Origin of the sequence: Streptomyces sp. NPDC056169 (assembly GCF_042268445.1) — a bacterium.
In the GTDB taxonomy this organism is placed as follows: Bacteria; Actinomycetota; Actinomycetes; order Streptomycetales; family Streptomycetaceae; genus Streptomyces.
The window spans coordinates 401428-416014 of sequence record NZ_JBHJUO010000002.1 but is presented as its reverse complement, the minus strand read 5'-3'; the positions used below and the strand labels follow the sequence as shown (position 1 = coordinate 416014).

Genomic DNA, 14587 nt, shown 5'->3' with positions numbered 1-14587 from the left:
GGAGCGGACGAGTCATGACCGAGCGGCCGCCCCACTCCCACGACGAGATCGCCGACGAGATCGCCGAGGAGATGCTCTCCGCCGCCACGGTGCGGATCGCCGGCCCGTCCGGCGTCGCCGGTGTCGGCGTACTGATCGCCCCGCGCCTCGTCCTCACCTGCGCCCACGTCGTCACCGACGCGGCCGGCCTGCCGCGCGGACACACCGAGCGGCCACCCGCCACGCTGGACGTCCGGCTCCTCCAGGCCGGCGGGGGAGCGGCGACCGTCACGGCGCGGATCCGGGACTGGGTCCCCGAGCACCCGGACGGCCGCGGGGACCTCGCCGTGCTCCGGCTCGCCGGAGCCCTGCCCGGCGCGCGGCCGGTCACCATGGCCGATCCGCCGTCGACCATGGCACACCCTGCCGTCGTCCTCGGGCTGCCCGACAACGTGGCGGAGGGCGGCTGGCACAACGCCACGCTCCACGGACGCACCGGCGTCGGCTGGCTGCAGATGTCCCCGGACGGCCCCTCGGACCCGATCCGCCCAGGCTTCAGCGGCGCGGCCGTGTGGGACAAGGTGACAGGGGCCGTCGTCGGCGTCGTCACGGCGACCGCCTCCCAGGCGCGCGGCCAGAGCTTCTGCATCCCGACACGCACCATCACCGCCCAGATCCCCGCGCTCTCCGGGCTCCTCGCCCCACGGTCCCCGTTCCCCGGACTGCACGCGTTCACCGAGCACGACACCCGGGACTTCTTCGGCCGGGACGCCGATGTCGCGGCCGTCCTCGGGCTCCTGGAGACCGACGGGCCGACGGGCTGCGTCACCCTGACCGGGCCCTCGGGATCCGGCAAGTCCTCCCTCCTCATGGCCGGTGTCCTGCCCCGTCTCAGGGAGCAGGGCGTCGAGGTCGTCCTGGTGCGCGCCGTCTCCGGCCGGCCGATCACACCGGAGGTGGTCGGTGGTCAGCGGCGCGTCGTCGTCGCCGTCGACCAGGCCGAAGCCCTCCTCGCCCTCCCGGAATCCGAGCTGCGCGCCACCGTCGACCGGCTCCTGGAGGCCGCGGCGCGCCCCGGCACCCGGGTGCTCACGGTGGTCCGCTCCGACTTCCAGGACGCGATGCTCAGCCATCCGGACCTGGGCCGCCTCGTCGGCGGCGCGCCCGCCCACCAACTGGGGCCGATGACCGCTCAGCAGCTCACCGACGCCGTCGTGCGGCCGCTCGACGGGATACCCGGCGTCCGGTACGGCGCCGGTCTCGCGGCGCGGATCGTCGAGGACACCGTGGGGCGTCCCGGGGCGCTGCCACTGCTCGGCTTCCTGCTGGAGACGCTGTGGGAGCAGCGCCGGGACGGCCGCCTCCGGTTCGACGTCTACGAACGGCTCGGAGGCGTCGGCCGCGCCCTCGGCGAGCGGGCGGACGCGGCCTGGAACGCCGCACAGGGCGATGCGCCCTCGCCGGCCGCGACGAGCCTGCTGCGCGCACTGGTGAGCATCCCGCCGGGAACACGGACGCCGCTGCGAGCGCGGCTGCTCCGGAGCGACGCGGGCGAGGAACGGTGGGCCGTGGCCCGCGAACTGGCCGATTCCCGCATCCTCGTGCTCGGCGCGGACGAGGAGGGGCACGAGACGGTGGAGCTCGCGCACGAGGCGCTCATCGAACACTGGCACCCCCTCGCCGAGCTGCTCGCCGAGGACCGGGCCTTCCTGGAGTGGCTGGGCACGCTGCGGTACGACGGGCAGCGCTGGCGCGAGGACGGCAGGCCCGACGGCCTCCTCCTCGAGGATCCCGCCCTCGCCCTGGCCGAAGAGCGCCTCGCGGCGCGCGGGGAGGAACTCACGGCGGACGACCGCGCGTTCATCCGGTGCGGTGCGGAACTGCGCGACCGCAGAAGCCGGGAGGCCGCGCGGAGCGCCACCCGGGCACGGCGGGTGCGGCAGCTCACCGCGCTCGTCGCCGTCGTCTCCACCCTGGGACTCCTCGTGGGCGCGGTCCTCTACCGGGGCATGGAGGCGGAGCAGCGACGGCTCACCTCCGACCGGCTGGCCCAGCAGGCGGCCGCGCTGGACAGCGTGTCCCTCGCCGCCTCGTCGCTGTTCGCCGTCGCCGCCTTCGAGACCGAGGACCGGCAGACGGCCCGATCGACGCTGATCGCCCAACACCTCCGGATGAAGGACGTCGAGCACGTCGTCATGGAGGGCCTGTCCGACGTCGAGGACCTCTCCTTCACCGGCTCCGGTGAGCAGCTGTACTCCCTGCTGGACAACGGCGACGTCATTCCGCTCGACCTGCGCGAGGCGGACGTCGCACGGCCCGTGCCGCGGGCGCGGACCCGTACCGGCGACAACGCGCGGTTCGTCGTCTCGCCGGACGGCCGTGTCATGGCACGGTCGAGCGGGTGGGGCGTCGTCTCCCTGGGGGTCCACGCCTCGGAGGAGGCGGCCTTCGACCCCAAGGCCAAGGCCCGGTACGTCTCGCTGCGCGGGACCGAGGCCGTGAAGCGGAACCCGCGCCCCGCAAGCGACCTCCGCTTCGACGGTGCAGGGGACCGGGTCCTCGCGGCGATCCGCCGGGAGGGCGTGCTGGTGTGGCGTACCGGCGACGGAGGCCGCGTCGGCCGGACGCTCACCCCGCCGAAGGACTGGGACGCGGTCGAGGCGTGGTTCGGGGCGGACAGCACGGTGGTGGGCCGGATCGTGCCCGCCGGAGCGAGCCGGGACGACACGCGGGGCCGCCTGCTGACCTGGAACCTCGCGACGGGGGAACCGCATCGCCCCTGGGGCGACCTGACGACCGCCTCCGCGACCGTGAGCGGTGACGGCAGGACCCTGGTGACCTGCACCGCGCAGGGCGCTCTCGAAGTGTGGCGACTCGGCAGCCGGCCGCGGCGCACGCAGTCGTACGCCACCACGGCGGTGCAGCTCTGTCCGCTCCGGGTGCCCCGCCTCGACGCCACGGGCCGCTACCTCGTCAACCCGGTGGGCCGGATGGGCGGCGACCTCGGCCGGATGCGCTTCCTCGTCGTCGACCTGGAGAAGGGGTGGCCGGGGACGTTCGACGTGCCGTCCCCCGCACCCGAGGACGCCGGCATCACCGGCCGGAACGGCCTTCCGGCGGTCGCCCTCACCGGCCCGCCGGACGACCTGCGGGCCGCCGTGTCGGCCGGCGGCAGCATCGTCACCGTACGCGTACGCCCCCCGGACTCCTTCGACACCCATGTCCTGCTCGGCGGCTTCCGCACCGCCGACGGGGAACACGAGCGCCTCGCGGTCGTCTCCGCCCGGAGCGACGTGCTGGAGCTGTGGGACCTGAAGACCCGCCGGCTGATGGGCCTGGCCCGGTCGCCGAAGCCGCTGGCCCGCTTCTACGCCTCCTTCAGCCCCGGCGGCACCCGCGTCCTGACCGTCACGGAGGACCAGCGGAGCGTGCTCGTCTGGCGCCTCACCGACGGTGGTCCGGGGTCCGGCACCACGCACACCCTGGCCGTGGAGCACGAGCTGACCCTGCCGTCCCCGCCCGATCTCACCGCCCAGGGACCCGACCCGCTGACCGGCCTCACCCCGGCCTGGATCACCACCTCCTTCGCCGACGACGAGCACGCCGTGATCTCGGGCCTGTCCTACATGTCCCGCTGGAACCTCGGCACGGGCAGGCAGGACGGCCGGCCGTACCAGCCCTCGGAACAGGAGAAGGGAGCCCTCGCCAACGCGGCGGCGGGCACCTGGGGCGTCGCCCTGCCCGGCACGCGCAAGGCGGTCGTGCGGACCGTCGGCGAGGTCGGCGCATGGGACTTCGACACCGGCGAGTACACCCGGTGGATCGCCCGGGAGGAGCACGGCGAATCCGCCCGCGGGCTACTCGTCTCCCCGGACGGGAGGCGTCTCGCCGTGCAGTACGCGAACGGATCCGTCCGCCTCTGGAACATCGAGCGCAGGAAGTGGGACGGTGTCCTCACCGACGACGGCGTCCACGCGCTGGGCCGCTTCCTCGACGCACGGGGCGACACGCTGCACACCACGACCCGGGCCGGCGAGCAAGTGGTCTGGGACACCCGGAAGAAGGACGTGCGGTACCGCTACTGGGTGCGCTATGACACCACGCTGTCGCCGAACGCCGGCGGCGATCGGATCACCGCGGTCGAGGGCTCCCGTGCCTACACGGTCCCTCTCGACGCCGACGAGTCGATCGAGCGGCTCTGCGCACTCGCCCAGCGCGGACCGACGAACGCCGAGAAGGACCGGGCCGGCGACAGCGACGAGTTCGCCGACGCGTGCCGGAACGGGTCGTGACGCCGCGGGAATGAACGGGGCGTGACGCCGCGCGAGTACACGGGCCGTGACGTCGCGCGAGTGAACGAGGTGTGATGTCGCGGGAGTGCACGGGGCGTGACGCGCCTGGGAGTCTCAGGCCTCCCAGGCGCGCCGCTCCGCCTCGCGCGGCGCCTCGACCAGGGACGGCAGGTCCGGCCCGAAGGCCATCACCGGCCGCGCCGGGTCCCACCGCCGCCAGCCCGGCTCGCCCGTCGCGGCGAAGGCCACCCAGGCGGCGTGCATCGCCGTCGCCAGCTCCTGGGGAGCCTCCGGGCCGGTCAGCGCGCGGGTCTCCGGCAGGTCGAGCGTGTCGAAGACGAAGCCCAGTTCGAGGGCGTGGCAGGCGCCGAGGTCGAGGACGGGCGAGCGCCAGCCGAACTCGTACAGATACGTTCCTGCGGGTGCGTCCGAGCGCAGCCGGGCGTCCGCGAGCGTGTTCAGCGGGATGCGCAGCAGCTTGTCCGTGGCGAGCGCCCCCAGGACCTCGCCCGGCTTCTCCGACGGTCGGCCCGCGCGGTACACCTTCGCCGTCCGGGACGGCACCTTCGCCTTCCGGAGCAGCAGCCGCTGCACCCACGGCCCCACCCGGTCGGTGACTCCGCTGGGCACGAACCACAGCCGGTACTCCTCCGTGGTCGTGCCCATCAGCAGATCCACCTCCGCCGAGGCGCCGTCCGCGAGCGCCTCCGCCGGATCGCGCGGCAGGACCTCGCCGTCCACGACGATCTGGAAGGAGTGCCCGCCGCTCAGCGGCGAGCCCTTGCCCGTCACCTCGGTCTGCGCCTGGAGCAGCCGATCCCGATCCACCTCCGCGAACGCCTCCGCCGTCGCCGGCACCTTGAGCCGCGCGGCCACCGCCTCCGTGGTGCGGCGGGCCGTGGCGAGCGGCTGGGCGATCGGCGCGCCGCTCTGCACCACGGCCCGCCGGAACAGGCCCTTCGCGAGCGGCGAGGCCAGCAGGGCGGCGATCGAGATCGCGCCGGCCGACTCGCCGAAGACGGTGACAAGGTCCGGGTCCCCGCCGAAGGCCGCGATGTTCTCCCGCACCCAGGCCAGCGCGGCGATCTGGTCGCGCAGCCCCAGATTGGCGGGCGCGTCGGGGAAGACGCCGAAGCCCTCGATGCCGAGCCGGTAGTTGACCGAGACGAGGACCACCCCGTCCCGGGCGAAGGCGGTGCCGTCGTAGACGGGGACCGCCGAGGAGCCGTGGATCAGGGACCCGCCGTGGATCCAGACCATGACAGCGCGCCCGCCGTCGGCGGTGTCGCCGTCGCCTGCGGCCGGCCAGGGAGCCCAGACGTTGAGGTTGAGGCAGTCGTCGCCCGCCACCTCGGGGTCGGGGAGCAGCGCGTCGAGCGGCGGGGCGTAGGGGCGCTTGGGTGCCGTCGGCCCGAAGGCGGTGGCCTCCCGTACCCCCTCCCAGGCCTCCACCGGCTCCGGCGCGCGGAACCGCAGCGCCCCGACGGGGGCCTGCGCGTAAGCGACCCCGAGGAAGGACGCCACGCCGTCCTTCAGGGCGCCGCGCAGAACGCCGTTCCTCGTGCGGGCCCCGGGACCGTCCTGGGCGCGTTCCGCGACGTACTCCGACACTCGATTCACCTTTCCTCGGTCGACGGTGACGCACCGTCCAGATCATGCGGCCAGGGCAGGGCCCGCGGTCAACCCCCCGACACCAGCGCGCGCTTGAGGACCTTGCCCGTCGGGCCGAGCGGCAGCGCGTCGACGAAACGCACGATCCGGGGGTACTTGTGGCGGCCGAGGCGCTCCCGCGACCACTCCACGAGCTCGTCCTCGGAGAGCGGGGCGGCGCCTTCCCGGCGTACGACCACGGCGCACACCTCCTCGCCCTTCGCCTCGTCGGGGACGCCGATCACCGCGACCTCCGAGACCGAGGGATGGCGCACGAGCACCTCCTCGACCTCCCGCGGGTAGATGTTGAAGCCGCCCCGGATGACCAGGTCCTTCTTCCGGTCCACGATCCGCAGGAAGCGGTCCTCGTCCAGGACGCCCAGGTCGCCCGTGCGGAACCAGCCGTCCACGATCGCCGCCGCCGTCGCCTCCGCGTCGTCGAGGTAGCCCGCGAAGACGTTGTGCCCGCGCACCACGACCTCGCCGACCTCGCCGTCCGCGAGCAGCAGGACCTCCCGCTCCACGGCCGCGTCCGCGATCCCCACCTCCACGCCCCACACCGGGTGCCCGACCGTCCCCGGCCTGCGGCCGAGATGCGGCTGGTTGAAGGTGGCGATCGGCGAGGTCTCCGTCAGGCCGTACCCCTCCAGGACCTGCGTACGGAAGGTCTCCTCGAAGCGCTCCAGGACGGCGACCGGCAGGGCGGCACCGCCCGAGACGGCGGCGCGCAGGGCCGTCGGGCGCCGGCCGGAGACCGCCGCGGCCTCCACCAGCGCGTGGTACATCGTCGGCACCCCCATGAAGACCGTCACGTCCTCGTCGGCGAGCACGTCCAGGGCGGCCGGGCCGCTGAACCGGGGCATGAGCACGAGCGTCGCACCCCCGCGCAGCGTCCCGTTCATCGCGCAGGTCTGGCCGTAGCTGTGGAAGAGCGGCAGACAGCCGAGGACGACCTCGCCCTCGCCGAGCCCGAGGAGGTCCTGCGCGGCCACCGAGGCGTTCATGACGATGTTGAGATGGGTCAGCAGGGCCCCCTTGGGGCGGCCCGTCGTCCCGCTCGTGTAGAGGATCACGGCGACGTCCGAGGGGTCGGCCGGCTCGCTCGCCTCCAGCGGCTCGGCCGCCGAGGGCGCTCCCTGGAAGGCCCGCACCCCGGCCGCGCGTGCGGCCTCGTCGGCCACCGCCCACAGCGGCCCGCCGCTGACGATCCCCACCGCGCCGCTGTGCTCCAGGACGTACCGCACCTCGTCGGCGACGAGCAGCGCGTGCACCGGCACGACGGTCACGCCCGCCGCGAGCGCGCCGTAGTACACGCGGAGGAACTCGGTGGTGTTCGGCAGCAGCACGGCCAGTCGGTCGCCCGGCTTCAGACCCGCCTCCCGCAGCCCGGCGCCACAGCGCAGCGCCTCCGTCCACAGCTCGCGGTACGTGACCCGGGCCGCGCCCTCGACGACCGCGATCCGGTCGGGGAAGTGACGGGCCGACTCGCCGAGGACACCGGCGACGCTCAGTGACATGACACGCTCCAGAGGCGCGGAGTTAACAGCGCTGTAAACGATCGGGTGACACGGCACAGAATCCGCCGCCGCACCGCCCGGATGCCATGTGCAGGTGCCCATCATGTGGCGTACGGAGGTGGGCAGTGGCCCCGCTGCCGCGCGCGACCCGTGGCATTCGCCAAATCCCGGGGCTACGGTGCGAGCCATGACGCACAGCCCGGCCGCCCCCCGCCCCGGCGGCGCCCACACGCCCCTGGGATCCGACGCCGGCTCCGGGGCGCTCCGGCGCGCCCTCTCCACGGCGATCCTCGCCGGCGTCGACCGGCTCACCGACCGGGCCGTCGACGACATCCGCGCCCACTCCGGTACGTACGCGTCCGACGCTCCCGTCACCCGCGACGACCTCTGGGAGATCTGCCGCGACAACCTCCTGCGCGCCCTGGAGGACTTCGGCGGCCTCGCACCGACCGGCGGCGACTTCGAGCGGGCGGCCCGCGCGACCGGCCGCCGCCGCGCCGAGCAGGGCGTCCCCCTCGACACCGTCCTCCAGGCCTACCGGCGCGGCGGCCGGGTCCTCTGGCAGGTCATGGCCGAGCACCTGAGGGCCCGGGCCGGCCGGGAGGCCGACAGCAGGGACGTCGAGCTGGACATGGCGAGCGGCGTCTGGGAGACCATCGACCGCTACTCCGTCGCGATGGCCGACGAGTACCGGCTCGCCCAGCTGGAGCTCCAGAGCCGCCAGGACACCCGGCGCGTGGCCCTCTTCGAGGCGCTGCTCGACGGCCGCGCCGACGACCCCGCGGTCGCCTCGGCCGCGGCCGCCGCGCTGGGCGTCCCCGCGTACGACCGGTACGTCGTCGTGGTCGCCGCCCAGGACCCGGCCGCCCCGCCGCACCCGGCGCCCGTCCTGGAGGCCCAGGGGATGTGGTCGTTCTGGCGGCCCCGCTCCGGCCGCTACGCCGGGATCGTCCGGCTGCCCCGCCGCGACACCCCGCCCGGCCGCCCCGCCGCCGGCCCCCGGGGCGCCGCCGACCCGGCCGCGCGCGCCCTCCTCGACGTCCTGCGGGACCTCACCGGCGCGACCGCCGGGATCTCCCCGGAGTTCGAGCGGCTCTCCCACGCGGGCCGCGCCCTGCGGCTCGCCGAGCAGACCCTCCGTACCCTCCCGGCGGCCAGCGGGGAGGCCGCCGCCTTCGACGACCGGCTCGCGCAGGTGCTCCTCAGCGGGCGCGCCGACATCGCCGAGCGGATCGTCACCGTCCACCTCGGGCCCGTCCTCGCCACCGGCGGTGAGCGGGCCGCGCTCCTGACCACCCTCCGGGTCTGGCTGGACCACGGCTGCTCGGCCGCCCGGGCCGCCGAACTGCTCTACTGCCACCGCAACACCGTCCTCAACCGCATCGGCCGCATCGCCGAGCTCACCGGCCGCTCCAGCGAGTCCGGCGAGGCCCGCCTCGGCTGGGCCCTCGCGCTGCGCGCGCTGCCGTACGCGGGCCTCGCGGACGCCCCCGAACCGGCCGCCGGGGAGTACGAGGCGGACGGAACGTAGGCTGGCGGAATGCAGGAGCAGTACCGCACGCTGGCCCACGAGGGTGTGCACGAGACCGAGATCAACCGCTCGCGCTTCCTCTGCGCGCTCGCCCCCGTCGCCGACGAGCGGGAGGCGCAGGACTTCGTCGCGCGCATCCGCAAGGAGCACCCCACCGCCACGCACAACTGCTTCGCGTACGTCCTCGGCGCCGACGCCTCCGTCCAGAAGGCGAGCGACGACGGCGAGCCGGGCGGCACGGCGGGCGTCCCGATGCTCCAGATGCTCCTGCGCCGTGAGATGCGTTACGTCGCCGCCGTCGTCACCCGCTACTACGGCGGCGTGAAGCTCGGCGCCGGCGGACTCATCCGCGCGTACGGCGGGGCCGTCGGCGAGGCGCTGGACGAGCTCGGCACCGTGACCCGGCAGCGCTTCCGGCTCGCCACCATCACCGTCGACCACCAGCGGGCCGGGAAGCTGGAGAACGACCTGCGGGCGACCGGGCGCGCCGTCCGGGACGTGCGGTACGCCGAGGCCGTCACGATCGAGATCGGCCTCCCGGACGCGGACGTCCCCGCCTTCCAGGCCTGGCTCGCCGACACCACGGCGGGCACGGCCGCCCTCGCACTCGGCGGCGAGGCGTACGGGGAAGCCTGAGCGGCACCGGGCATCTGAGCGGCACCGGGCTTCTGAGCGGCACCGGGCTTCTGAGCGGCACCGGGCCTCTGAGCGGCACCGGGCCTCTGAGCGGCACCGAGCATCTGAGCGCCCTCCCCCCAGCCCACCGATCCACCCCGGAGCCCCCGGCCGGAATCCCGTACGGCCTCACCCACACCCCCGGCCGGGATAGCGTGGAGGGCGCACACGACGGGAAGCGGCGGCGAGGAGCGGCACACATGCGGGGTGGGACGGCATCGTGAGGCTCCTGCACACCTCGGACTGGCACCTGGGCCGGTCCTTCCACCGCGTCGGGCTCCTCGAAGCCCAGGCCGCGTTCCTCGACCACCTCGTGGCGACGGTCCACGCCCACCGGGTGGACGCCGTCCTCGTCTCCGGGGACGTCTACGACCGGGCCGTGCCGCCCCTCCCCGCCGTCGAGCTCTTCGACACGGCGCTCCACCGCCTCGCCGAGGCCGGGGTGCCGACCGTCATGATCTCCGGCAACCACGACTCGGCCCGCCGCCTCGGCGTCGGCGCGGGGCTCATCGAGCGCGCGGGCATCCACCTCCGTACCGACCCGGCCGGCATCGGCACCCCCGTCGTCCTCGCCGACGCCCACGGCGACGTCGCCCTCTACGGCCTGCCGTACCTCGAACCCGCCCTCGTGCGCGAACAGCTCGGCGCCGCGAAGGGCGGCCACGAGGCCGTCCTCGCCGCCGCCATGGACCGGGTCCGCGCCGACCTCGCGGCCCGGCCCGCCGGCACCCGCTCCGTGGTCCTCGCCCACGCCTTCGTGGCGGGCGGCGCCCCCAGCGACAGCGAGCGGGACATCACCGTCGGCGGCGTCGCGGCCGTCCCCACCGGCGTCTTCGACGGCGTCGACTACGTCGCCCTCGGCCATCTCCACGGCAGCCAGACCCTCACCCCGCGGGTGCGCTACTCCGGTTCCCCCCTCGCCTACTCCTTCTCCGAGGCCGACCACCGCAAGACGATGTGGCTCGTCGACCTGGGAGCGGACGGCGCGGTCCGCACCGCCGAGCGCCTCGACTGCCCCGTCCCGCGCCCCCTCGCCCGGATCCGGGGACGCCTCGACGACCTCCTCGCCGACCCCGCGCTCGCGCCCCACGAGCAGTCCTGGGTCGAGGCCACCCTCACCGACCCCGTACGCCCCGCCGACCCCATGGCCCGGCTCGCCGACCGCTTCCCGCACACCCTGAACCTCGTCTTCGACCCCGAGCGGACCGACGGCGACGCCGGCGCCTCCTACGCCCAGCGGCTCCGGGACCGCAGCGACCAGCAGATCGCGGAGGACTTCGTGGCCCACGTACGCGGCGGCGCGGGGCTCGACGGCCGGGAGCGGACGGTGCTGTACGGGGCCTTCGACGACGTACGCGTCGACGCGGCCGAGCGCGAGGTGGGCCGGTGAGGCTGCACCGCCTGGAGATCACCGCGTTCGGGCCCTTCGGGACCCCGCAGACGGTCGACTTCGACACCCTCTCCTCCGCCGGGCTCTTCCTCCTCCACGGGCCCACCGGCGCCGGGAAGACCTCCGTCCTCGACGCCGTCTGCTTCGCCCTGTACGGCAGCGTGCCCGGTGTCCGCCAGAGCCCCGGCACCTCCCTGCGCAGCGACCACGCCCCCGTCGGCACGTACACCGAGGTCCTCCTCGAACTGACCGTGGGGGAGCGGCGCCTGGAGATCACCCGGCGCCCCGCCCAGCAGCGGCCCAAGAAGCGCGGCGGCGGCTTCACCACCGAGAAGGCCCAGACCTGGCTGCGCGAGTACGACCCCGCCACCGGCGAATGGGCCGGGCTCAGCCGCTCCCACCAGGAGATCGGCGAGGAGATCACCCAGCTCGTCGGCATGAGCCGCGAGCAGTTCTGCCAGGTCGTCCTCCTTCCGCAGGGCGACTTCGCGAAGTTCCTGCGCGCCGACGCCGAGGCCCGGGGCAAGCTCCTCGGCCGTCTCTTCGACACCCGCCGCTTCGCCGCCGTCGAGGAACGCCTCGCCGACCTCCGGCGCGCCGCCGAGCAGCAGGTACGCGACGGGGACGAGCGGCTCCTCACCCTCGCCCACCGCATGACGCAGGCCGCCGGCGGCCTCGACGCCGCCCGCGCCCCCGTCGAGGGACGCCCCGGCGACCCCGGCCTCGCCGAGTCCGTCCTGACCTGGGCCGCCGTCGCCCGCACCGAGGCCCGCGAGGCCCTCGACATCGCCGGCGTACGGTTCGCCGCGGCCGAGCACGGCCAGGCCGCCGCGCGCGCCGCCCTCGACGCCGAGAAGGAGCTCGCCGACCGCCAGGCCCGGCACGCCGACGCCCTGCGGCGCCGCGAGCAGCTCACCGCCCGCGCCCCCGAGCGCGACCGCCACCAGGACGCCCTCGACCGGTCCCTCAAGGCCGAGCGCGTCGCGCCCGCGCTCGGGCTGCGCGGCGACGCCGAGCGCGAGCACGCCACCGCGCGGGCGGCCCGCGAGCGCTCCCGCGCCCACCTTCCCCCCGACCTCGCCGACCAGGGCGCCGAGCACCTCTCCGCCCTCGAACACCGGCTGCGCGGGGAGCTCGGCGGGCTCGACGCGGCCCGCCGCGCCGAGCGCCGCGCCGCCGCGCTCGCCGAGGAGCGCGCCGCCCTCGCGCGTGACGCCCGGGCCGACGAGGGCGCCCTCCAGGACGCGGCCGGCTGGCTCGCCGACTGGGAACCCCGCAGGACCGCCCTCACCGAACGCGTCGAGGCCGCGACGGACGCCGCGGCCCGCGCCGAGCACCTCGCCGGCCGCCTGGAGCCCGCCCGCCGCCGCCTCGCCGCGGCCCGCCGCCGCGACGCCCTGGAGCGGGACACCGCGGCCGCCGAGGCGCGGCTCACGGACGCCCGCGAGCGCCGGAACACCGCCCACGAGGCCTGGCTCGACGTCAAGTCCCGCCGTCTGCGGGGCATCGCCGCCGAACTCGCCGCCACCCTCGCCGACGGCGACGCCTGCCAGGTCTGCGGCTCCACGGCCCACCCGGACCCGGCCCGCACCACCGACGACCACGTCGACCGGGCCACGGAGGACGCCGCCTACGCGGCCTACACCCGCGCCGACGAGTCCCGTACCGCCGTCGAACGCGAGCTGGCCGTCACTCGGGAGGCCTGGTCCACGGCCCGCGCGGAGGTCCTGCCGACAGCGCACGAAGCCGGCCCAGAGGCCGCGACCGCCGCGCACCCCACCGTCGACGAACTCGCCCGGGAAGTCGAGGAGTTGACCCGGCTGCACGGAGAGGCGCACGCGCTCGCCGGGCAGACGCACCACGCCCGTGAGGCGCTCGCACGGGCCGAGCGGGAGTACGAGGAGCGGGTCGGCGCACAGCGCGAGGCCGAGCGGCGGGTCGCCGCGCGCACCTCGCGCCGCGAGGCGCTGGACGGCGAGCAGGCGACCCTCGACGAGGAACTCGTGCGCGGACGCGGTGCGTTCGGCAGCGTGGCCGAGCACGCCACCCGCCTGGAGCGGAAGATCGCCGTCCTGGTCGAGGCCGCCCAGGCCGTACGCTCCGCCGAACTGGCCGCCCAGCGCCTCAAGGAGGCCGACGACCGGCTCGCCGACGCCGCCTACCGCGCGGGCTTCGCCACCCCGGCCGAGGCCCGCGACGCCATCGTCGGCGAGGCCGAACGCCGCGCCCTCCAGCAGCGCGTGGACGCCTGGCAGGCCGAGGCGGCGGCCGTCGCGGACCGGCTCGCCGAGCCCGGCACCGCCGCTGCCGCCGCGCTCCCGCCCGCCGACCCGGCCGCCGCGGGGGCCGCCCACACGGCGGCGGACCGCGGGCTCCGGCAGGCCGCGTCCGACCTGGCGGCGGCCCGCGAACGGGCGACCGGCCTCACCGGTCTCTCCCGGCAGGCCGCCACCGAGGTCCACCGGCTCGGCCCGCTCCGCGAGGAGTACGACCGGGTGGCCCGGCTCGCCGCCCTCACCGCCGGCACCTCCGCGGAGAACGAGCGCCGGATGCGCCTGGAGTCGTACGTCCTGGCCGCCCGCCTCGAACAGGTCGCCGCCGCCGCGACCGCCCGCCTCCAGCGCATGTCCTCCGGCCGCTACACCCTCGTCCACTCCGACGCGCGCTCCGGCGGCAAGCGGGCCGGCCTCGGGCTGCACGTGGTCGACGCCTGGACGGGCAACGAACGCGACACCGCCACGCTCTCCGGCGGCGAGACCTTCTTCGCCTCCCTCGCGCTCGCCCTCGGCCTCGCCGACGTCGTCACGGACGAGGCGGGCGGCGTCCGGCTCGACACCCTCTTCATCGACGAGGGCTTCGGCAGCCTCGACGAGCAGACGCTCGACGAGGTCCTCGACGTCCTCGACTCGCTGCGCGAACGCGACCGCAGCGTCGGCATCGTCAGCCACGTCGGCGACCTGCGCCGCCGCATCCCCGCCCAGCTGGAGGTCGTCAAGGCGCGGCACGGCTCCGCGGTGCGGCTGCGCACCGGCGGGGACGCGCTCAGCGGCTGATGGAGCGCCGGGGCAGCGGCGAGGAGTAGACGACGCTCGTCGTCACCGAGCCGAGCGTGGCGATCTTCCCGGAGATCTCCTCCAGGTGCCGCATGGACCGGGCCGCGACCTTGAGGACGAAGCAGTCGTCGCCCGTCACGTGGTGGGCCTCCAGGACCTCCGGCGTGGAGGCGATGAGGTCGTGGAACGGCTTGTAGTTGCCGTGCGGGTAGCGCAACCGCACGAAGGCGAGGATGGGCAGCCCGAGCCGGTCCTGGTCGACGATCGCCGTGTATCCGGCGATCACCCCGGCGTCCTCCAGACGCCGCACCCGCTCGGTCACGGCGGACGGCGACATCGACACGGCGCGCGCCAGCTCGGCGAAGCTCGCCCGGCCCTCGGACTGGAGGGCTTCGAGAATGCGCCAGTCGGTGGCGTCCGGAGTGTATGCGGTGGTCATGGAGGAGAAATAGCAGGGGAATCCCCGGCTGATCAACCGAACGGCCGGGGATTCTCACGCG

The 14587-nt window shown here is 75.4% G+C and carries 8 protein-coding genes; 5 read left to right on the top strand and 3 right to left on the bottom strand.

The window, feature by feature from the left end; genetic code table 11:
* The first annotated feature begins 14 nt into the window (after positions 1-14).
* Positions 15-4271, top strand: coding sequence for a trypsin-like peptidase domain-containing protein (locus tag ACFC0G_RS04350; RefSeq protein WP_376396971.1), 4257 nt, complete (start codon positions 15-17; stop codon positions 4269-4271).
* Positions 4272-4385: 114 nt separating this feature from the next.
* Here ACFC0G_RS04350 and ACFC0G_RS04345 read toward each other — a convergent pair whose 3' ends face one another.
* A complete protein-coding gene (locus ACFC0G_RS04345) occupies positions 4386-5882 on the bottom strand; it encodes a carboxylesterase/lipase family protein (RefSeq protein ID WP_376396968.1) in 1497 nt (498 codons plus the stop codon).
* Positions 5883-5950: 68 nt separating this feature from the next.
* Positions 5951-7438, bottom strand: a complete 1488-nt coding sequence (locus ACFC0G_RS04340; RefSeq protein WP_376396965.1) for a long-chain fatty acid--CoA ligase — start codon at positions 7436-7438, stop codon at positions 5951-5953.
* A 187-nt stretch (positions 7439-7625) separates the two neighbouring features.
* Between ACFC0G_RS04340 and ACFC0G_RS04335 the strand changes: the two genes are divergently transcribed.
* The 4 genes from ACFC0G_RS04335 (at position 7626) to ACFC0G_RS04320 (ending at position 14087) form a co-directional block, all read left to right on the top strand.
* Positions 7626-8969, top strand: a complete 1344-nt coding sequence (locus ACFC0G_RS04335) for a PucR family transcriptional regulator (protein WP_376396962.1) — start codon at positions 7626-7628, stop codon at positions 8967-8969.
* A gap of 9 nt (positions 8970-8978) precedes the next feature.
* Complete coding sequence (locus ACFC0G_RS04330; protein ID WP_376396959.1) at positions 8979-9605, top strand: YigZ family protein; 627 nt, start codon at positions 8979-8981, stop codon at positions 9603-9605.
* A gap of 259 nt (positions 9606-9864) precedes the next feature.
* Complete coding sequence (locus tag ACFC0G_RS04325; RefSeq protein WP_376396957.1) at positions 9865-11034, top strand: exonuclease SbcCD subunit D; 1170 nt, start codon at positions 9865-9867, stop codon at positions 11032-11034.
* Positions 11031-14087, top strand: coding sequence for an AAA family ATPase (locus ACFC0G_RS04320; protein ID WP_376396954.1), 3057 nt, complete (start codon positions 11031-11033; stop codon positions 14085-14087). Before ACFC0G_RS04325 ends, ACFC0G_RS04320 begins: the two co-directional genes overlap by 4 nt.
* Here the strand turns inward: ACFC0G_RS04320 and ACFC0G_RS04315 are convergent.
* The gene (locus ACFC0G_RS04315) at positions 14077-14526 is read right to left on the bottom strand and encodes an Lrp/AsnC family transcriptional regulator (protein WP_376396951.1); all 450 of its coding nucleotides are present in this window, start codon (positions 14524-14526) and stop codon (positions 14077-14079) included. The genes ACFC0G_RS04320 and ACFC0G_RS04315 overlap by 11 nt on opposite strands.
* Between the last annotated feature and the right edge of the window lie 61 nt (positions 14527-14587).

Bases quoted from the DNA above. Each gene is read 5' to 3' on its own strand.
- ACFC0G_RS04350 (WP_376396971.1), top strand. From the start codon at position 15: ATGACCGAGCGGCCGCCCCACTCCCACGACGAGATCGCCGACGAGATC.
- ACFC0G_RS04340 (WP_376396965.1), bottom strand. From the start codon at position 7,438: ATGTCACTGAGCGTCGCCGGTGTCCTCGGCGAGTCGGCCCGTCACTTC.
- ACFC0G_RS04335 (WP_376396962.1), top strand. From the start codon at position 7,626: ATGACGCACAGCCCGGCCGCCCCCCGCCCCGGCGGCGCCCACACGCCC.
- ACFC0G_RS04330 (WP_376396959.1), top strand. From the start codon at position 8,979: ATGCAGGAGCAGTACCGCACGCTGGCCCACGAGGGTGTGCACGAGACC.
- ACFC0G_RS04315 (WP_376396951.1), bottom strand. From the start codon at position 14,526: ATGACCACCGCATACACTCCGGACGCCACCGACTGGCGCATTCTCGAA.